The 19787-nt window shown below is 67.2% G+C and carries 21 protein-coding genes; 5 read left to right on the top strand and 16 right to left on the bottom strand.

Annotation, left to right across the window (positions count from 1 at the left end):
- Positions 1–2: 2 nt before the first annotated feature.
- The 4 genes from DL991_RS32045 to DL991_RS32030 form a co-directional block, all read right to left on the bottom strand.
- A complete protein-coding gene (locus DL991_RS32045; protein ID WP_370308423.1) occupies positions 3–1394 on the bottom strand; it encodes a class II 3-deoxy-7-phosphoheptulonate synthase in 1392 nt (463 codons plus the stop codon).
- Between the two features lie 65 nt (positions 1395–1459).
- Entirely contained in the window at positions 1460–2095 is a 636-nt protein-coding gene (locus DL991_RS32040; RefSeq protein WP_125788085.1) for a molybdopterin-dependent oxidoreductase, read from the bottom strand.
- A complete protein-coding gene (locus tag DL991_RS32035) occupies positions 2092–2844 on the bottom strand; it encodes an SUMF1/EgtB/PvdO family nonheme iron enzyme (protein ID WP_125788127.1) in 753 nt (250 codons plus the stop codon). The genes DL991_RS32040 and DL991_RS32035 overlap by 4 nt, the downstream gene beginning before the upstream one ends.
- A 114-nt stretch (positions 2845–2958) precedes the next feature.
- A complete protein-coding gene (locus tag DL991_RS32030; RefSeq protein ID WP_199746758.1) occupies positions 2959–3618 on the bottom strand; it encodes a hypothetical protein in 660 nt (219 codons plus the stop codon).
- A gap of 261 nt (positions 3619–3879) precedes the next feature.
- On the opposite strand from DL991_RS32030, the gene DL991_RS32025 reads away from it, so the two are divergent.
- Positions 3880–5079 (top strand): pyridoxal phosphate-dependent aminotransferase, encoded by a 1200-nt coding sequence (locus DL991_RS32025; RefSeq protein ID WP_158634480.1) that lies wholly within the window; start codon positions 3880–3882, stop codon positions 5077–5079.
- Here the strand turns inward: DL991_RS32025 and DL991_RS32020 are convergent.
- The 5 genes from DL991_RS32020 to DL991_RS32000 form a co-directional block, all read right to left on the bottom strand.
- Entirely contained in the window at positions 5030–5992 is a 963-nt protein-coding gene (locus tag DL991_RS32020; RefSeq protein ID WP_158634479.1) for a DMT family transporter, read from the bottom strand. The two genes, DL991_RS32025 and DL991_RS32020, sit on opposite strands and share 50 nt — an antisense overlap.
- Before the next feature lie 89 nt (positions 5993–6081).
- Positions 6082–6507 (bottom strand): DUF2000 domain-containing protein, encoded by a 426-nt coding sequence (locus DL991_RS32015; protein WP_125788082.1) that lies wholly within the window; start codon positions 6505–6507, stop codon positions 6082–6084.
- Positions 6508–6636: 129 nt separating this feature from the next.
- On the bottom strand, positions 6637–7629 hold the full coding sequence (locus DL991_RS32010; RefSeq protein ID WP_125788081.1) for a sigma-70 family RNA polymerase sigma factor: 993 nt from the start codon (positions 7627–7629) through the stop codon (positions 6637–6639).
- Between the two features lie 94 nt (positions 7630–7723).
- The gene (locus DL991_RS32005; protein ID WP_233599114.1) at positions 7724–8671 is read right to left on the bottom strand and encodes an LLM class F420-dependent oxidoreductase; all 948 of its coding nucleotides are present in this window, start codon (positions 8669–8671) and stop codon (positions 7724–7726) included.
- Positions 8672–8707: 36 nt separating this feature from the next.
- Entirely contained in the window at positions 8708–9121 is a 414-nt protein-coding gene (locus DL991_RS32000; RefSeq protein ID WP_125788080.1) for an SgcJ/EcaC family oxidoreductase, read from the bottom strand.
- A gap of 606 nt (positions 9122–9727) precedes the next feature.
- On the opposite strand from DL991_RS32000, the gene DL991_RS31990 reads away from it, so the two are divergent.
- From DL991_RS31990 to DL991_RS31980, 3 genes are read left to right on the top strand one after another with little or no spacing between them, the layout of a single operon-like run.
- Entirely contained in the window at positions 9728–10858 is a 1131-nt protein-coding gene (locus tag DL991_RS31990) for a glycosyltransferase family 4 protein (RefSeq protein WP_158634478.1), read from the top strand.
- 18 nt (positions 10859–10876) lie between these two features.
- Positions 10877–11644: a class II aldolase/adducin family protein gene (locus DL991_RS31985; RefSeq protein ID WP_125788078.1), complete on the top strand. Its 768-nt coding sequence runs from the start codon at positions 10877–10879 to the stop codon at positions 11642–11644.
- Positions 11645–11679: 35 nt separating this feature from the next.
- The gene (locus DL991_RS31980) at positions 11680–12117 is read left to right on the top strand and encodes an NUDIX hydrolase (RefSeq protein ID WP_125788077.1); all 438 of its coding nucleotides are present in this window, start codon (positions 11680–11682) and stop codon (positions 12115–12117) included.
- On the opposite strand, the gene DL991_RS31975 is transcribed toward DL991_RS31980, so the two are convergent.
- On the bottom strand, positions 12066–13148 hold the full coding sequence (locus DL991_RS31975; RefSeq protein WP_158634477.1) for a class I SAM-dependent methyltransferase: 1083 nt from the start codon (positions 13146–13148) through the stop codon (positions 12066–12068). The two genes, DL991_RS31980 and DL991_RS31975, sit on opposite strands and share 52 nt — an antisense overlap.
- A gap of 297 nt (positions 13149–13445) precedes the next feature.
- Here DL991_RS31975 and DL991_RS31970 point away from each other — a divergent pair, with 297 nt between their 5' ends.
- Positions 13446–14228: an AfsR/SARP family transcriptional regulator gene (locus DL991_RS31970; RefSeq protein ID WP_125788075.1), complete on the top strand. Its 783-nt coding sequence runs from the start codon at positions 13446–13448 to the stop codon at positions 14226–14228.
- Here DL991_RS31970 and DL991_RS31965 read toward each other — a convergent pair.
- From DL991_RS31965 to serC, 6 genes are read right to left on the bottom strand one after another with little or no spacing between them, the layout of a single operon-like run.
- Positions 14150–15415 carry an MFS transporter gene (locus DL991_RS31965; RefSeq protein ID WP_125788074.1) on the bottom strand — a complete coding sequence of 422 codons (1266 nt, stop codon included), beginning with the start codon at positions 15413–15415 and terminating at the stop codon, positions 14150–14152. The two genes, DL991_RS31970 and DL991_RS31965, sit on opposite strands and share 79 nt — an antisense overlap.
- Entirely contained in the window at positions 15405–16109 is a 705-nt protein-coding gene (locus DL991_RS31960; RefSeq protein ID WP_158634476.1) for an HAD family hydrolase, read from the bottom strand. Before DL991_RS31960 ends, DL991_RS31965 begins: the two co-directional genes overlap by 11 nt.
- Positions 16106–16618: an NUDIX hydrolase gene (locus DL991_RS31955; protein ID WP_125788072.1), complete on the bottom strand. Its 513-nt coding sequence runs from the start codon at positions 16616–16618 to the stop codon at positions 16106–16108. The genes DL991_RS31960 and DL991_RS31955 overlap by 4 nt, the downstream gene beginning before the upstream one ends.
- Positions 16611–17381, bottom strand: coding sequence for a class II aldolase/adducin family protein (locus DL991_RS31950; RefSeq protein WP_125788071.1), 771 nt, complete (start codon positions 17379–17381; stop codon positions 16611–16613). The genes DL991_RS31955 and DL991_RS31950 overlap by 8 nt, the downstream gene beginning before the upstream one ends.
- A gap of 36 nt (positions 17382–17417) precedes the next feature.
- Entirely contained in the window at positions 17418–18572 is a 1155-nt protein-coding gene (locus tag DL991_RS31945; protein ID WP_158634475.1) for an FAD-dependent oxidoreductase, read from the bottom strand.
- The gene (gene serC / locus DL991_RS31940) at positions 18565–19716 is read right to left on the bottom strand and encodes a phosphoserine transaminase (RefSeq protein ID WP_233599111.1); all 1152 of its coding nucleotides are present in this window, start codon (positions 19714–19716) and stop codon (positions 18565–18567) included. The genes DL991_RS31945 and serC overlap by 8 nt, the downstream gene beginning before the upstream one ends.
- Between the last annotated feature and the right edge of the window lie 71 nt (positions 19717–19787).

Below are 19787 nucleotides of genomic sequence, written 5' to 3'. Positions count from 1 at the left end.
GTTCACCCCCGAAGCATTTCGGAGATCAGAAAGGCCAGTTCCAGCGACTGTTCGGTGTTCAGCCGCGGGTCGCAGGCGGTCTCGTACCGGGTCGGCAGGTCCGCGTCGGAGATGTTCTGTCCACCACCGACGCATTCGGTCACGTCTTCCCCCGTCAGTTCCAGGTGGACACCGCCCGCGTGGGTGCCGAGGTCCCCGTGTACCTCGAAGAAGCCTTGGACCTCGTCCACGATGCGGTCGAAGTGCCGGGTCTTGTACCCCGTGCTCGCTTCGTGTGTGTTGCCGTGCATGGGGTCGCACTGCCAGACCACCTCGTGCCCGGCGGCCGTGACCGCCTCCACGATCGCGGGCAGCACCGTCCGCACCCGATCGTTGCCCATCCGGGTGATGCAGGTGAGCTTGCCTGCCTCGCGATGAGGATCCAGCCGCCGGGCGTACTCGACGGCTTGCCGTCCCGTGGCCTCCGGACCGAGCTTCACCCCGACCGGATTCGCGAGCAGTTCCGCGAACGCGAGATGGGCGCCGTCCAGCTGACGGGTGCGTTCGCCGACCCACAGGAAGTGCCCGGACAGGTCGTACAGCCGGGAGGCCGGATCCTCGTCTTGCTCCCATCGAACCAGTGCACGCTCGTAGTCCAGCACCAGCGCCTCGTGGCTGGCGAAGATCTCCGTGGTGTGCAACGGAGTGGCGGCCACGCCGCAGGAGTCCATGAACCGCAGGCTGCGCTGGATCTCGGCGGCCAGCGCCTCGAACCGCTCGCCTGCCGCCGATCCGCGCACGAAGTTCATGTTCCACCGGTGTACCCCGTGCAGGTCGGCGAGCCCGCCACCGGCGAGTCCGCGCACGAGATTCATCGTGGTCACCGAATTCGCGTAAGCCCCGAGCATCCGTTGGGGATCCGCCACCCGCCGCGTCGCCGAAGCGACCGCGGAGTTCACGATGTCACCTCGGTACACCGGCAGGCCCTGCCCGTCGATGTCCTTCGAGCGCGGTTTGCCGTACTGCCCGGCCATGCGGCCGACCTTCACCACCGGCACGCTCGCGCCGTGGGTGAGCACCAGTGCCATCTGCACCAACAGCCGCACGTTGGCCCGGATGTGGGACTCGGTGTTGGTGGCGAAGGTCTCCGCGCAATCACCGCCCTGCAACAGGAACGCCCGGCCGCGCGCGACCTCGGACAGCAGGCTCCGGAGCCGGTCGACCTCCGGCCGGACCACGATGGGCGGAACGCTTTCCAGTACTCCGCACACTCGACGGCGCGACGATTCGTCCGCCCAGCGCGGTTGCTGCGCCGCCGGCCGGGAACACGCCTCCGCGAGCCGGGCGCGCGGCCCGGCGGGCGAGGGGGCGGCCGCGTCACCGGCCTCGAACCAGGCGGTGGCGGTCCAGTCGATCCAGGGGTGTTCCCCATCGCGCTCGGCGAGCACGACACCCGGGCTTTCGGCCATGGGCTCTCCGTTCACAGCTCGGTCACTTCGCCGGGTCGATCGATGAAGTGGTGCTTGCCGAGATCGCAGAAGCGGTACCGCTTGGGGCGGATCTGCCCGTCCAGTTCGTAACCGGCCTTTCGCTCCCATTCGCCGAACTCGAACGTAGTGGTGATCTCGAGTCCGCTCAGTCCCTTGACGCTCTTGTACCCGTAGAGGCCGAAATCGATGAGCCGTAACGGGTAGCCGCGTTCGAGGGGCAGTTCTCCGCCGTTGACGCGGTCGATCAGCAGCGCACGCCTGGCGATCGCGTCACCGAGCGGGATGGTCGATTCGTACACGCCCTTCTCCGGCGTGCCGATACTCCGCTGCCTGAGGTACAGGCCTTCACCTGTGCCCTGCCAGCCTGCCAGCCGCAACACGTCTTCGAGCAGGACGCCACCCCAGTCTTCCCGCACGCTCCAGTTGCACACGCAGACGTACCGGCGGGACTCCTCCACCCTTGCCACCGACTGGAGATCACTGTGGGACAGCCGCCCCAGGATTCCGCCGGGATCGGCGATCTCCAGGCGCCAGGCGTCGAGGTCGACCCGCTCCGGCGGGCCGTCCTGGTAGTAGCGGAGCGAGTTGGGTTTACGTCCTCGCCGGGTGGGAGCGGGCGCGTTCACGAGTCCGCTCCGTCCACGGGGCGGGCACAGCGGAAGCCGATCAGGTTGTCCCGGAGCCCCGGGTGGTAGTGGTCTCGTGCCGAACTCCGGAGGTAGTCGGCGTCGTGAAGCCCGCAGCCACCCCGTGCCACGTGGTCGTCCTCTTCCGCCGTGCGGTACAACGGATCCTTCCCCGAGGTGCGATACGCCGTCGCATAGTTGTCCAGGCACCATTCAGCGAAGTTCCCGGCCATGTCGTGGCAACCGAACTCGGAGACGTTGCGCGGGAAGTGATCGGGACTGGTCGGCCGGCGCTCCACCGGGTCGCAGTCCGGCGCGAAGTTCGCCAAGGTCAGGTCCGGTTCGTCCTCGCCCCACGGGTACGTGTTCCCCGCGGTGCCCTTGCAGGCGTACTCCCATTGGGCTTCGGTGGGCAGCGTCCTGCCCGCCCAGCGGGCGTACGCCAGTGCCTCCCACCAGCTCACCCCGGTGACCGGCACCTCGGGCGCCGACCAGAGCGGGTCGTCCCAGTAGTTCGGCCGGGTCGCCCCGGTCGACTCCAGCCACGACCATCCCGCCGGCGTCCAGAGCTGCGCCTGCCGGTATCCGCCGTCCTCGATGAATTCGGCGAACTGGCGGTTGAGCACCGGATAAGTGTCGAGGTGGAACGGACTGAGTTCGATCTCGGCGACCGGCTGCTCGTCCGGTGAGAGCGAAGACCCCCGTCTGAACCGTCCGCCGTGAATGAGCTGAACGGATTCCAGCATCATACTGCCCACAACTGATCTCCTTGGACGAAAGAATCGATAAATCGGGCATGCCGACGCCAGACCACCGTTTCACGGCGGTTTACGTTCGGGCATGCCGATTGCGATTTGTTCTGCCTACTTCGATGAAATCCGGTCACCGGGAGGCAGTCGGGTGAAGACCGACCACAGCATTCGAATGGGCCTGGTCCGTGAGATGAAACGGAGTCCGTGCCGCTGCGCGGCAGGCCTCGTGGTCAAGGCGAGGTCCACTTCGCCGTTCGCGGCACGTTCCGCGGCCGCGCTGGTGGACAACGCGTAATCCACTTCTGCCACCTCGTAGCCGGGTGGAAGCAACTGCCCGATCAGCGCGACGGGTGCCGGATGGGTACTGATCTGGCAAGTCAAGGGCAACGGGCGATCCTGCCGCGAAGCCAGTCCGTACAGCGGCGTGTCGAACACGAACGCCCGCTCGAGACCCAGTACCCGGTCCATGTAGAACTCGCTGATGCCCTGGTACGCGTTGGCGACGAGCAACCTGCTCGCCCGCCCCTCTTTCACCGCGGCCCGGGCTTCTTCGTAAGACGGGAAGAGCTCGACCGCCCCGATGTCCCGCGCGATGCCGAGACGGCCCGCCAAATGCCAGCCGGCCGCCTCACTGCTGGTCCCCGCCGGTCCCAGTGTCGCGATCACGTCACCAGGCCGGGCTTCCGAGGAACGGACGACCAGTTCCCGAACCGATTTGCCGACCGCCTCGGGTCTGAGCCGATCCTGGACACGCTCATGCTGGCTCCCCATGCCAATACCCCCTAGGGCCCGGCTCGACCGGACCAAGATCAGTAACCACCCTCATGGTTACTGTGCCCGATGCTAGCAGTGATGATCCGGAAGTCAACGCTTTGACCCGGCGCCGGAAATGGGCTACAACTTCGAATCAGCGTGGCATTGCCGCCCGCGCCGGGGCGTATCGATCACCTTACCGAAATTGTCCTCGGACTCGCCTGATCCTTTTCCGCGAGCAGTCGCCGTGCCCGACCTGACCAACAAGGGGGAATCATGATGGCCGAGTTGAATGAGGCCGCCAGCGCGTTACCGAATTCCGGTATCCGGGAAATCGCAGCTCTGGCCGCCCGGCATGCGCACGCCATCCGGCTCGACATCGGAGATCCGGACTTTCCGACGCCGGCTCACGTTGTCGACGCGGCGCACACCGCGGCACGGTCGGGCCGCACCCACTACCTGCCCAGCGCGGGGCTCCCGGACCTCCGCGCGGCCATCGCCGAGAAAATAGTGGCGCGCAACGGATACCGAGTCGATGCGGACCAGGTCGTGGTGACACAGGGCGCGAGCCAGGGCATATTCGCGGCTCTGCTCGCGGTGACCCGGCCAGGGGACGGGGTACTGCTTCCCGATCCGGCTTGGCCCAACTACCTAACGATGGCCCGGCTGCTCCGGCTCCGTCCCGAGCGCTACCCACTGGACGCCGACGCGGGGTTCACCCCTTCCGTGCGGCGATTGGAACAGCTCGTCACACCGGAGACCAAGGTGCTGCTGCTGAACTCGCCGTCGAACCCCACCGGCGCGGTGGTGGGCCCGACGCGGATGCGCGAACTGCTGGACTTCGCCCGCGACCGCGGTCTCTGGGTCATCTCCGACGAGTGCTACGACGAACTCACCTTCGACGACACCTTCACCAGTGCCGCCGCGGTGGCGCAGGACCGGGTCATTTCGGCCTACAGCTTTTCCAAGACCTACGCGATGCCCGGCTGGCGTGTCGGGTACCTCGCGGTTCCGGCCGACGCCGCCGAAGTCGTCTCCAAGTGCCAGGAGTCCTTGCTCGCCTGCGTGAGCGAACCGGCGCAATGGGCGGCGCTCAGCGCCTTGACCGGGCCGCAGGACCAGGTCGCCGAGATGCGTGAGGCCTACCGGAACCGCCGGGACGCCCTGCTCGCCGTGTTCGGCCACACCGATTCCCGGCCGGCCGTACCCGCGGGGGCCTTCTACGCCTGGGTCGACATCACCGCCACTGGCGTGGACGACCGCGAATTCGCGTCGCGCTTGCTCGATCGGCACGGGGTGGCGGCCGCGCCGGGCTCCGCCTTCGGACCGGCGGGGAGGGGTTACCTCAGATTGTCCCTCACCACGTCGGAAGACCGGATCGTGGAAGGGGCGAAGCGCCTGATTTCCTTTGTCGATCAAGAATCCCGGGTCACGACCCAGTCCGGCGGCCAGACTTCCGGTGCTCGTAGCGGGTGGTGATGGTGACGCCGATGACCACGACGATCCCGCCGGCCAGCTGCAACGGGGTCACCGACTCCCCGAGCGTGACGACCGCGATGAGCAGCCCGAAGATCGGGACCAGATTGAGCAGGTTCACCGCGGTGCTGGGGCGCAATCGTTGCAACGCCTTGGCATACAGGCCAAGCCCGGCGATCGAGCACAGAATGGTGAGGGCGGCGAGCGAGCCCACGGTCGCCGCCGGATGCTCCGGCACCCGCCACTGGTCCGCCTCGATCAGGGCCAGTGGCACGAACGCGATCGCGCCGGCGACCGACTGGTAGTAGAGCACCACGGGGGTGGGATACCGATTGGCGACGGTCCGGGTGACGAAGTTGTACAGCGCCCACACGACTCCGCTCACCACGAGCAAGATATCGCCGATCAATCGGGTCCCGCTCGCGGAAGGAGCGTAACCGACCACGAAGCAGACCCCGACGATGGCGAACGCGATGCCGATGAGACCGCTCACCTGGGTCCGCTGGCGGTAGATCACCAATTCCAGAAAGGCGGTGATCGCCGGGTACGCGGCGACCAGCAAGGCCGCGTCGGCGGCCGTCGCCAATTGCACCCCGATGTTCTCGATGGCGAAGTAGCACGTGATGCCGAGCAGTCCGCCGATCGCGAGCCTTCGCAGGTCCGCGCCGGACGGCCGGGGGTACCGGCGAACGACGTGGACCCACACCGCCAGCACCAAGGCGGCGAGCGCGAACCGGATCAAGCCGATGGTGAGCGGAGGCACGTCGCGCAGCGCGACCTTGGTCAGCGTGTAAGAGCTGCTCAGCACCGCGGCCGCGATGACAACGCAGACCACCGGGCCATAGGGAGCGGGCTCCGCGGTCTGCGCACCAGGCGCGAGATTCGGTAATTCGTGGCCCTGCTTGATCCTGGTCAACCCGGCCCCCCGCGTCAATACTAGTGACTACCCTGGTGGTTACGCTTTCAGGCTAGGGTCGCCGCGGAGGACTGTCAACGGCGACCGCGTCAGCGCAGCAGGGGCAGACTCCCGGTGAGCCGCTGCACTGCCTTTTTCGGCCCGTACAGCGCCACTCCGAGGTAGTTGATCTCACTGCCCGTTGCCGCTTCCAGGAGATTGCCGTAATCGGCGTAGTTCCGGGTTTTCTGCGCGCAGTCGGTGAAATCCACGACGAGCAGTTCGACATCCCTTGTGCAGGCGTCATTCCTGATCTCCCGCACCTTGTCCGCGGCCGCGGTGAGGATGGGGATCGGGATCGTGGTGATTCCGGCGTGCGCGCTTCCGTCACCATCCTTGATCACGGGTCCGATGATCGTCTCGACCTGCCTGCCGATGCTCAGGGCCAGCACGGCCGCGGTGTTCGCGGCCAAGCCCGACGGCAAGCCCTCATCGACAACGATCGCCACCTTGTACGGCTGACCTGCGGTGCTCATACGGGTCTCCTGCCCTTTCCGTCCGCGGGGTGGGATCTTGGCGTAACCACCCTCATGGTTACGCAACATTAGGGACGCGCTTCCCGCACGTCAAACTCGCCCCTCACAGGACGACCGGGGCGATGGTCCTCACCGGTCGGGCACCGGGCGAACCTGAGGCCTGCCGAATTTCGCGGCCATCCCGGGTTCCCCGAACAGCGTGATCCTGGCGATGCCGTCGACGGCCAGGGTCAGGACCGCGATCGCGAACGCGTGATGGGCACCGTCCTCACCACGGAGGTACGCCACGACAGCGGGCTGCCCGTTGGCGCTCGTAGGGACCATCCGCCAGTCTCCAGGCGAGAAGAGCGCGTACTTCGTGAGGTAGGGAACGCAGGTCGCTTTGCCGGAGAACCAGGTCTTCGCCGGCGTCATCTCCAGCGTGGCGTCCTGCCGCAGCAGGCTTTCCAGAGCCGCCGCGTCGGAGTTCTCGAAAGCCGTGATGTACCGCGCCAGCAGGGCGCGGAGTTCCCGGTCCGTGGGCGGAACGACCCGTTCCGCCGCCGGTGAAATCTCTTCGACCTTGGCCCGGGCGCGGCGAAGGGTGCTCTTGACCGCCGCCGTGGTGGTGTCGAGCATGTCGGCGACCTCCGTGGCGGAGAACGCCAGCACGTCACGGAGGATCAGGACCGCGCGCTGCCGGGCCGGCAGATACTGCAGGCAGGCCATGAGCGCGAGCCGGATGCTGTCGCGGACCGCGACCGCGGCCGCGGGATCGTCGCTTTCCGGCCGCACCAAGGCATCCGGCATCGGCTGTAGCCAGCGGACCTCGGGTCCGGCGATGATCGGCGGGACCGATGGGTCGTCGACGGGTCGCCCCAGGCCGGACGGCAGTACCCGCCGGTTTCGATGCCCGAGCGCGGTCAGGCAGACGTTCGTCGCGATCCGGTAGAGCCAGACCCGGACCGACGACCTCCCCTCGAACCCTTCATACCCGCGCCACGCGCGGAGGTAGGTCTCCTGGACGAGGTCCTCCGCGTCGTCCACCGAGCCCAGCAGGCGATAGCAGTGCGCGAGCAGCTCGCGCCGGAATCCCTCGGTGGCCCGGACGAATTCCCCGTCGTCCGGCGTCGTTTCTCCCATATGGACCCTCCGGCAGGCCGCGAGACAGGGCGGCTCGACCATACTCGGCACTGTGCCGTCGATCCGGTGGGCGGTGGCCCACCGGATCGACCGGTCAGTGAATGAATTCTTCGGCGAATCGCTTGAGGACATCGAGATCGGTGGATTCGAGGAAACTGATCGCGATCTCCTGGACACCGGCTGCCTCATAGTCGGCGATGCGCCGATGGATCGTGTCGATACTTCCGATCAGACCGTATTCCCCGACGTCGCCGGGATAGATCGCCTCGGTGCCACCCGGCACGAGAGCCCGTGCCTCTTCATCCGTGTCGGCCATGATACAGATCGAGGTGGTCGTCCGGAGAATGGAGTCGTAATCTCTCCCCGCGTCGCCACAATGGCGCTTGAGAACTCCGTACTTGTGCGCCAAGCCGGCCGGGCTTTCGATGACGTTGCAGACGTCACCGTACTGCGCCACCAGTTTCAGCGTGACCTTCTCCCCCGCTCCGCCGATCAGCATCGGAACGTGCGGCCGCTGAACACCCTTCGGCTGGTTGATGACACCGCTGACCTGGTAGTACTTGCCCTCGATCGTCGTTTCGTCCTCGGTCCACAGCGAAAGGATGACCTGGACGGCTTCGCGCAACTGGCGAAGGCGCTCCGGTGCTTCCGAATACTCGTAACCGTAAGCGTGGTAGTCGGACTCGTACCACCCGGCGCCGATGCCGAAGGTGAATCTGCCGTGCGACAGCACATCGACGGTGGACGCCATCTTCGCCTGAAGCGCGGGATTACGGTAGTTGTTGCCGGTCACCATCTGGCCGATACGAATGCGTTCGGTGTCACGCGCCAATGCCGCGAGGGTGGTCCAGCACTCGAAGAACGTCGCCTGGGACGGTGGAATGGTGTGCAGGTGATCTACGATCCAAAGGGTCTCGTAACCGAGTTGGTCTCCGGCGCGAGCCACCTGGCTCACGGTTTCGAAGGCATCCACGGGATCCGGAATGTGCGCCAGTTCCCGACCAAAACCGGTGGGCAGGAAAATGCTGAACTTGACAGGCACGATTTCTCGATTCTCTCGCCGGTCCTGGGCGCGGCTTCAGTTCGCCGCGGTCGGGCAGGTGTGATAAGCGTCGACACGCCAGGGGCCATCCGCCCGTGACAACGTCCAGGTGTCCATGGCCCACTGTCCGGCGGGCGGCTCGGCCTCGCCTGCCATGACCGTGGCGCTCGTCGCGTTCACCACCGCGGTGTCCGAGCCGACGAAACGGACGTTCCGCACGTCCACGACTCCGCGCGAACCTTTGAGTGGTCCGGCGAAGCCCGCGGCCATGGTGGCGTGGATCGCCTGCTTGCTCCCCAGGAATCCCCCCGGCATGGTGGCTGTCGCATCGTCGGCGTAGGCCGCGACGAAAGCGTCGGCGTCGTTGCCCGCCCAAGCCGCGTAGATCCCGTCGAGTACCGCGCGCACGGCCCTTTCGTCGTTCACGGGATCGGTGTTGCTGCTGGTCATGAGGTTCCTCGCGGCCGGCCGGATCGGTTCACCCACTTCGCTCGCCGGCTGCGGCACCGGCCCGGAAAGCGGGGTCAGGAGTAAAGACCGGCCAGCGGGTGGAAAGGAGTCGCGGATCCGGCGGAAAGTTTCCGCGGCGGCCCCTAGCTGCGGCCGGCGGAAGGAACCCGGCTCGTGGCGGAGGCGCGGGTCCTGCACAGCGGCCGACGGCAGGCCACCTGCCGCTGCGATCTTCACGTGATCGGCGACGACGGGACCACGACACTCAGTGCCGCGGCGCAGGGAAGCGTGCTGGGCGTCAGCGAGTGTCAGACGATCCGTACCTTGAACGAAGACGTCGGCAGTGTTCCATCGTCTCGGCCGGACCTTGGTGATGACGGTGGAGCAGCTGTGATGATCCGGGGCTGCGCACGGTGCCTCCCGCACGCGGGAACCCGCGTCCTCATCTTGGTGTCCGCAGTCCACAGTAGACGATTCTGATCCCACCGAGTTGTAGGATCTTTGTGGCGTTCCGGTGGCCTCCCTGTAGGCCCGGTTGGCAGAGTTCACCCAATGGCCAGTCGATGGATACCGCGAACACCAGCAAGCCGGGCGCTCTTCCGGCGCGTGGTACTGACGTGGCTGACAACGGCGTCCGGGGGCGCCGAACGGTCGACGTTCGAACTGGCGCGGGGCCTTCGCGAACTGCTTGGGGTCGAGGTCGTCGTCATCTGGTGGGGCAACGACGGCGCCCCCACGCCTGATCCACCGGGTGTTCGCGTACGGCACGTCACGGACTACGACGCCTATGAACAGGCACTGGTCGCTGAACTCGGTGAGGATTCCGCCGGAACGGTGCTCATCGGAGCGCATCGGACAGCGATGGTCGATATCGCGGCGGCGGATTTCTTCGGCGTACCGGTCATTTCGGTTCTGCGCGGAATCCTCGTTGCGGACCAGCGCCTGCGAACCGTCGATCCCCGAGTACGGCGGCTGGTTCCCCGGCTGCCCGGCGAACTCCACTGGGACATCCTCTCCCGGGCCGACTGCTGGGTAGGTGTCAGCCGGGCCGCCACGAGAAGCATCCGAGAGCTGTCTTCCCTCCCGGTCAACGCGGTCACCATCCACAACGCCGTCCACCTCGATTTGTACCGGAAACCCCGGAAGCCACCGCTGCCACGCAGATTTTCGGTGGTCGCCCGAACCGAGCCGTGGAAACTGATCGACCGGGTGATCCACGCCTTCGCACGCCTGCCCGACGAACTCGCCGCGCACGCACAGCTCAACATCTACGGGACCGGTACGGCGTTGCCGGATCTCCGGCGGTTGGCAGACGAGCTCTACCCCGGCCGGGACATCCGATTCCCTGGCCATGTACCGGATCACCGGTGGCAGGCCGGTACTGACGTCCTCGTCTCGGCCTGCGACATCGAAGGTTTCGGGCGTTCGGTGCTCGAAGCGGGCGGCGCCGGCATCCCGCAGATCGTGCCGGATCGCGGGGGCAGCACCGAACTGGTGATACCCGGGATCACCGGCCTCGTCTATTCCGCCGACGATCCCGGCGGCCTCGCCTTCGCGCTGGCCGAGGCCGCGAGGTGGCCCGCGAGCCGTCTCGACGCCATGGGCAGCCGCGCCCGGCTCAACGCCCGATCGTTCTCCCAGACCCGTTGCTTCCTCGCTTATGCCCGGCTCGCGCGAGAAGTTCGCGCGTGGAACCGGAACCCCTCGCCGCTGTCGGTACCCGACCGGACGGCATAGATCGAAAGGATCGCCAGAATGGGTCACGAAGCCGAACGCCACCACATCATCCGGGCCGTCAGCGACATGACGCGTTGGGGGACGCTGGATCCGGCCGGTGGTTCGGTCAGCGTCCGCGCCGGCTCCGGGAACATCGTAAGCACCACCGCGAGCTCCGCGTTCGTGCGGTGGGACATCACCGCCCGCAACCTGATGGTCTACGGGCCCGAGGGTTCGATCGTCGAGCGCGCCACGGATCTGGCGCCACCGGACGCGCCACTGCATATGGCGATCTACCGAGAATTCCCGAACTGCAACGCGATCGTGCACTCCCACGCACCGTACAGCCTGGCGTTCGCCTCGCTCGGTCTCGGCGTGCCCTCCTGCACGAACAAGCTCGACACGATGGGCGAGGTCCCTTGCTTCACCTCGGACGACCCCACCGTCAAGGAGGATGTGCTCGCCGGACGAGTCAACATCGATGTCGCCGAATGCATGGGATCGCGCCCGGACGTGATCGCGGGCTACCTTCTCACGGTGAACCCCCAGATCCTGGAACACTTCGGCTCCCGCGCCGACGAGCTGGACAAGCACGGCCTCGGTTTCGTGGTCTACCGGCACGGCGTCTTCGTCTTCGCCCGCCACCTCGACGAGGCCGTCGAGAATCTCACGCGGATCGAGGTCAGCGCCCGGACCGCGTTGTTCCAGGCCACCCTGCACGGCGGGATCAGCGGGATCAAACCCGACGCACTGCACCACCCTGGCGCAACCTGGTCGGAAAACCTGTATTCGGGGAACAGCCGCTGAGCGCGCGACCGGGAACCAGGGGCGCGTCCGCGGGAATGCTCTTCGACGATCGTGGACGCATTCTCATCGTCAAACCCACCTATAAACCGGGGTGGGGCTTGCCGGGGGGAGTGATCGAGGAGGGCGAGTCGCCGCTCGCGGCGTGCGTGCGGGAACTGCGCGAGGAACTCGGCATCGCCCCGGTGCTCGGTCCGCTTGCCGGGGTCGACTGGATACCACCGCGGTCCGGCCGGGACGATTCGAATGTGTTCGTCTTCGCCGGGCGGATCCCGGACGAGGTGATCCCCGCGATCCGGCTCCCGGCCGACGAGCTGTCGGCCTGCCAGTTCGTCGACAGGCTCAGGTTCCGGGAGCTTATGGCACCGCATATCGCCCGGCGGATCGAGGTCTGCCGCCGGGCGCACGACGACGGCCGCGTGGCCTATCTGGAATTCGGCTGCGAGGTCATGCCCGCGCCCTCCGATCCGCGCTGATCGCCTGTAGCGCGGAAAGCGAGCCAGCCGAAGCAGCCGAACCAGAACTCGCGCTCCAGTACGAAACCCGCCTCCCCCGCCTCGGCGATCACCTGCGCACGGGTTCGAGGGTGTGCGACCGGGTTCCTTTGCGCGTAACGCAGATCGACCAGTTCCTGGTCATAGCTGCCGGTGCGGAAGTACGCCATTGCCAAGCACACCACACCGCCTGTTCTCACCAGCCGCGCCATACTTTGCCACATCGGCGTCGCGTCCCGCAGATAGTGGTAAGCGCCGACCAACATCGCGCCGTCGAAGCACTGCGCACCGGGAAGGGCGAGTGGCTGTTCCAGATCCCCCTGGACAATGCGAGTCCGGGGAGCATCGGCCGTGCGTTCGGCCGAGACTCGGACGAAGTCCGGGCTGACCTCCACGCCGACGAACCGACCCTCACCACCGCCGGTCGTATGACGCGCGAGTTCAAGCAGCCCCAATCCGGTTCCGGAAGCCAGATCAAGTAAATCGGAACCCGCGGAAACCAGTGTGCGCACCGCACACATTCGAGCGTACCTATAGTACGGGAGTTGCATTCCCTGATCCCAGAGATCGGCGTTCGAGGCATCGAAACCCGACAACGCATGCTTTTCCTCATGGGTCAGAGACGCCACCACACGGCCGAAGCTCCCACTGTACCCGAGCTCCCGGTAACTCGATTTGCCGGTGGCCAGCCGGATCAGCTCATCGTCAATCGATCGTGGCGGCACGTAATCGGTCACCGCACTGAAGCGCGAAGGCCGATTACCGACTCGACGAACCGCTCCGCACCTGTTCAGCGCCTCGAGAAGCAACTCGGCGACCACCGCCTTGCCCGACGCAACTCCATGCCGGGCCACGAATTGCGCCACGGTCCGCGGTGCGCCGAGCTCGTCGAGCACACCATTCTCCAACGCCGCGCGATAGATGAACTCGTAACCGGATCGCCGGTATTCCATATAGGCGGACGCCATCCGCTCCGGTCGGATTCGCAGGAGTTCGTCATCGGTCAAGTTCACGACCCCGCCCTCCACGAAAAGACTCGACGATAAATCCCCGACAGTCATCCTACGCCATTCCGGACATGCCAGAAAAGAATTCCGAACCTAATTCCGGGTATACTCGGCAAGACCACGGCGGCGATAGCGTCGGCGCAGCCGACAGTCAAGGCCCATTCGCATGAAATCGGCCGTTCGATCGCGTTGCATGAACTCCAGACTTGTGACACTCTGGCCTAAAGTGTCATTTTCGCGACCCGACGCCTTGCGAATGCACTCACGCCAATTGATCTTCGGGCACTGGGGGAGGCATGACAAATGGATTTCCGTGTTCTGGGTCCCGTTGAAGCCGGCCCGGCAAGCCGGGTGAGCGGCCTCGGCACGCCGAAGCAACGAGCGCTGTTGAGCATACTCCTGCTCAATGCCAACCACATCGTGTCGGTGAACCGGCTCACCGCGATGCTATGGGACGGCCCGGCTCCGCGCTCCGCGGTCGCGAACGTCTACAGCTATGTGGCCGGTGTCCGTCGGCTGCTCGACACCGCCGGAGACGCTGGGCGAGACCGTCTGATCACCAGGATGCCCGGATACCTGTTGCGCGTGCGCGCCGACGAACTCGATCTGTCCGTCTTCGAACGGCTCGCGACGCAGGGGCGGGCCGCACTACGCCAGTCCGACCATGAACTCGCCGCCGAATGCCTGAGCAGCGCATTGGAGCTGTGGCGCGGAAGACCGCTCGAAGACGTCCGTGTCACCCCCGCGCTGATCGCACCGATCACCGCGCTGGAGGGACGCCGGGCCGACGTGCTGAACGATCTCGTCCAGGCGCGGCTGCGGCTGGGGCAGCACAAGGAAGTGGTGGGTGAACTCCGCGAACTGATCGCGGCTTCCCCGATCTCGGAACTCACTTGGTCGCAGTACATGTTCGCGTTGTACCGGTCCGGGCGCAAAGGCGAGGCCCTCGGCGCGTACCTGGACGCGCGGCGGAACCTGGTCTCGCAGACCGGCGTGGAACCCTCCGCCTATCTTCGCCGAGTCCACCAGGCCATCCTCGCCGGCGCGCCCTCCACCGAAGTGCTCGAGCACTGCTGCCGGGACTGACCGGGCCGTTCGGCCGCCACCGGCAGTAGCGCCCCACCGGCGAGAGGAGCGACCGCGATGACCGCGAACGCCCCCGCGTACCCGGCTTTGCCGATGACCGCGCTCAGCACCACCGGACCGGCAGTGGTCATCAGGCTCTGCAGTGTGTGCTGCACTCCCAGCGCACGCCCCAACCGGGCCCGCGCGGCGAATCCGGCGACCGCCGTGGAGGCCAGCCCGTAACCGGTGATCGTCGAGACGCAGGCGACGAGCACCATCACCGTGCCCAGCCAGGTCCTGGTCACCGCACCGATCACGACGAACAACAGCACGACCGCGTTACCGAAGGCGAAGATCCGCATCAAGCCGAGCGGGGCTCCGAGACGGTCCGCGAGGTAACCGGCCAGCGGCCGGGTGAGCACGGTGAGCAGGAGCGCCCCGCTGAGCAGCCACCCCGCCTGTACCGGGCTCCAGCCTCGATCATCGACGAGGTAACTGACGCTGAACGTGAGCAGCGTGGACTGAGGCAGGATCAGCAACGCGCAGGCCCCGTAGATCCGTCGCCACGGTACCGGCTCGGCACCGCCGGACGCTGTAACGACCGGGGTCTCATCCGCCCGCGGTTGCCCGCAGAACAGGAACACCACCAGCGCGGTCAGCAGGCAGAGCCCGGCCATACCGAGCCAGACGACGGACAAGCCGTAAGCGGCCGCGACACCCGGCACGATCGCCGCGGCCAGCGCCGAACTGAGCGGTGTCGCGGTCTGGGTGAGTCCGAGGGCCAAAGCGCGCTGTCGAACGGGAAACCGCCGCACCACCGCCTGCCCGCTCGGTGCGTACACCGAGCTCGCGGTCGCCCCGACGAGGGCGAAGACAGCGAACAGGGCCGCGACACCATCGGTGGCAGCGGCCACGCACAGGAGCAGGGCGCAGAGGGACAGGCCGCACGACATGGCGCACCGTTCACCAAAGCGGTCGGCGAACAGACCCCAACCCAGCATGGCCACGGTCAGTCCGCCGTTGGCGACCCCGACCAGTGCTCCGGCCAGCGCCAGCGACATCCCGGTCTCCGCACGCAAAGCGGGCAGCACCAGCGAGAGCTGGAACACCGCGGTGGCGCCGACCGCCCAGGCGATCAGGCTCACCGACAGCAGCACCCAGCGGTTCGGCGACCGGCGGATCGTGAGGCGGCCCGGGTCATCGTCCATGAGCGTGCACCCACGCGGCCAGATCGCCGAGGCTGCGCAGGTGTTCGTGTCGCCCTGGCGGATCGGGGCAGTCACGATGCGGATCGAGGTGCAGGGGCCGGATCCCGGCGGCGAGCGCACCGTCCACGTCGATACGTGCGGTGTCCCCGACGTAGACGGTCCGCTCGGGTTCGGCGTCCAGCTCCCGCAGCGCGAGGTGGAAGATCCCGGGATCCGGTTTGGCGACGCCGACCAGCGCGGAGTCGATCACCAGGGACACCGGGGTCCCGGTTCCCGGCCCCACCTGGCAGATGCCGGCCTGCCGCAACTGTTCGGCCACCACCCCGACCGAGTTGGACACCACGCCGAGTGCGACCGGCAAGGAACTCAGTGCGCGCAACGACTTCGCGGCCCCTGCCAGCTCGCGAGTCCACTTCGGACCGTCGATGGCGATGGCGAGTTCGACGACCACCCGCTCGACTCGGTCGTCCTCGACCCCGCACGCCCTGGCGAAGGCGTTCAGGTACAGCAGGCGATTCCGCGGAGGGAACGCGTCGTTCGCCGCGGTGGCCGCGTAGTGAGCGCGGTCGATCACACCCACGTCGGCCTGCACACCTCCGACCCGCAGGATCGCGATCACGGCTTCGGCGGCAGGCATGATCAGCACTCCCCCGGCATCCAGCAGTACGGTTTCGACCGGTTCGCGCGGGCTCATCCCGGCCCCTCCCCGGAACCGCCGTACCATGCCGGTTTCGTCGATTCCTCGTAGTACACCGTTCCTCCACCGAGATATCCCTCGACGCACGAGCGGACCCGGCGTTCGGTGTGCGGTTCCACCTCCGGTAGCGCCGACACCGGGAAGAAGCCGAATTCGGCGATCTCGCCGGGGTCGGGTTCGATGGCCGTCTGAGCGGTCTCGGGCAGACGACCCGCGAACACGAACAGGTTCGACGCGGTGCGGCGAGGCCGGGACGGGAACCACACCACCCCGACCAGCCGATCGAGCACCGGTGTGATGCCGAGTTCCTCCCGCACCTCGCGAGTGCACGCGGCCAGCGGGGACTCCCCGGCTTCGATCACACCTCCAGGCAGGTCCCAGACCGGCTTGTACCCGGGCCGTACCAGGAGCACCCGGCCGCTGCCGTCGAGCTGCACCGCCCCGGCGGCGCCCCTGGTCCGGGCGAGTTGCGCGTAGTAAGCGCTTTCGGCGGAGCCGTCAGACATCCGCGAGCTGCTGTTCGACGGCCAGCCCCGCCTTCGGGAACAGCAGATTGGGCTCGATCCCGGCCAGGCCGCCGCGCAGGATCGCCTGGAAGACGGCCGTCCGCGCGCTCATCTCCACCCTGGCCAGGTTCTCCACCGCCTCGGTCAGTCCACGGGCGAAAGTGAAGGCACCATGGCGATAGAGTACGCACGCCAGGCCGTGGCGCTTGAGTTCGTCCGCCCGCGGGCCCAGTTTCTGCTTCAGCTGCGGGATGAGCTGGTAGGTGTCGACAGCCGCGATCTCCGGCCGCTGGGCGATGCCGTCGGGCAGCTTGACCTCGGGCTGGTCAGACTCACCGCTGAGCACCCCGCCCTTGACCGCGGTGTCGTCGGCGATCAGGCAGGGCACTTCGCCCAAGGTGTCCAGCTGGTTGACACAGGAGGGAATGCCCATGCCCAGTGAGGCGAACGCGAGCACATAGGCACTGTGCGCGTGCACGATCGCGCGGCAGTCGGGGAACATCTCGTAGGCGGCCATGTGGATCAGCGCGCCCACCGGCGCCACTCCCCCGGTGCGCTCCCTCAGTTCGCCGGTCGCCGAGATCACCGTCATGTCGCGCGGTGTGACCTTCCAGCGTGCGAACGCCGAACCGGTGGCGGTGACGATGATGTCGCCGTTGTCGGCCCGGACGCTCAGGCCACCGCCGGTAGTCTCGATCATCCCCCAGCGGGCCATGTCGTTGATGCTTTCCACTAGCAGCTGCCGTTCGGCTTCGTACAACATGTTCTCTCCTTTGTCGTTGGCTACCGGTCCGGAAACTCAGCGATGCTGGCGAGCCAGTTGTCCCGGGGTCGTGCTCTCCTTGCTCTGGTACTTCTCCCGCGGTCCCAGCCCGAACTCGGGCAGTGGCTGCTCGCCGCCCTCGATCAGGTCAGCGGTGTACTCACCGAACGCGGGACCGAACTTGAAGGCGTGCCCGCCCCCGCCTGCCAGCCAGCCGCCAACCGATTCCGGCACCGGCGTGAGCAGGAAATGCTGATCCGCGGTCAGCTCGTATTGGCAGACGTGCCGGGAAACCAGCGGAGCGCCGGCCAGCGCGGGAAACCGGTTGGCGAGCGCCCACCGGGCGGCTTGCTCGGCCTCCGAATCGGGAGGGCGGTCGGCGAGATCGGGATCGATGACCGGAGCGGCGCCAAGCGCCCCGCCGACCTTGAAGCCGCTGTCGTCGATGTCCCCGGCCCCGTATGCGCCACCGTCGACCCACACCGGGAGGCCGGGCGTCCGCCACTGCGGTTCCACGCCGAAGTAGAAGACGTTCTGCCGGACGGATTCGATTTCCGCCAGATGCGGGAACCAACGTCCCAGCCACGGACCGCAAGCCCAGATCGTCTGATCGGCGGGCAGCACCTTGCCGTCCACGATGGCCCTGCCTTTCGCATCCGGCCGGGCCTTGGCGATGCGCAACCTGGCACCTGCCCGCAAAGCACGGCGCATCAGGGTCAGGACGCCCAGCCGCGCCCGCAACACGCCACTGCTCGGTTCGTGCAACACGAATTCGAGGTCGTCGCAGCGCACGTCGGGGAAGAAGTCGCGGGCCGCCTCGGGGGCCAGCCGCTCGACCGGGAGACCCAGCGCCTCGAGACTGCGAGCACTCTGTTCCTCGAATTCGGCCTCTCCTTTGGCGAACCAGACGACGCCCACGTTGTGGAAGAGCTCGATTCCTTCCTCCACCCCGATTTCCTGCCACAGCTGCCGGGCCCGCCAGGCCTGGCGGGTGTACCAGACGTCGATGTCACGGCCTCCGCCGTAGGACAACCGGAGCACCCGGGAGGTGTCGTGGCTGGAGCCCCGCACATGTCCCGGTGTGTATTGTTCGACGACGGTGACCGACCAACCCCGCTGGACAAGGCTGTGGGCGATGGACGCGCCGACGATCCCAGCACCGACCACCACGACCGTAGGTGCATCAGGCATTGGACCTCCTTCCCCGCCCGGCCGGTCGGCCGAGCTGTGCGACGGCATGGTCGATACAGGACAACAGTGCTTCGGCGTCGGCGATCTCGATCGCCGGGAACATGCCGATGCGGATCTGGTTCCGGCCGAAACTGCGATGGGGCTCCAGGTCGAGGATGCCGTGCGCCCGCAGCCCGGCGACCATGTGTGCCGCGTCGATGTGCTCGGCGAACTCGATCGTCGCGACCACTGGCGACCGCTGTTCCGGTTCGGCGACGAACGGTGCCGCGTAAGGCGAATCCTCGGCCCAGCCATAGACCAGCGCGGCCGTTTTCGCCGCCCTGGCCGCGGCGCCACTCAGCCCCCCGAGGCCGAGCAGCCAGTCGATCTGCTCGCTCAACAGGAACAGCGACGCCACCGACGGGGTGTTGAACGTGAGGTCACGAGCCGAGTGGCCGATGGCGGCCGGCAGGCTGAAGAACTCCGGAATATACCGGCCGCCGGCCGCGATCTCCTCGGCGCGGGCCACCGCCGCCGGTGACATCAGCGCGATCCACAACCCACCGTCGGCACCGAAGCACTTCTGTGGTGCGAAGTAGTAGACGTCGAACGCCTCCGGCCGCACGAGCATGCCCCCAGCCGCACTGGTTCCGTCGACCAGCACCAGGGCATCGACATCGGCACCGGGTACCCGGTGGATCGGCATGGCCACGCCGGTCGAGGTCTCGTTCTGCGTCAGCGCGTAGGCATCGACTCCCGGCTCCGCGCGCGGCCCAGGGCAGGTTCCGGGTGGACTCTCGATCACCGAAGGCTCGGCCAGCCACGGCGTGTTCCGGTCGACCGCGGTGAAACGGCCGGAGAACTCACCGAAGGACAGGTGCTGGGCCCGGTTCCGGATGAGGCCGTGGGTGGCGATGTTCCAGAAGGCCGTGCCCCCACCATTGCCGAGCACCACCTGATAGTCCGCGGGCAGCTCGAACAGCTCCCGCAGCCCGGCGCGAACCCGCCCGAGCAACGCGCGCACCGCGCCACGGCGGTACGAGGTCCCGAGGAAGTCCGCGCCGCGCGAGGCGAGCGCGTCCAGTTGCTCGGGCCGCACCTTGGCCGGGCCGCACCCGAATCGCCCGTCGGCGGGCAACAGGCCTTCCGGGAGACTCAAATCCACTGCTTCATCGTCAGGCACAACACCGGATCGTAAAGCCTCCCCGCGTCGGGGGCCGCTCACCGACGGCTCTC

Origin of the sequence: Amycolatopsis sp. WAC 01375 (assembly GCF_003947325.1) — a bacterium.
Lineage (GTDB): Bacteria > Actinomycetota > Actinomycetes > Mycobacteriales > Pseudonocardiaceae > Amycolatopsis.
The sequence above is the reverse complement of the archived record's forward strand: the minus strand, read 5'-3'. Positions and strand labels throughout refer to the sequence as shown.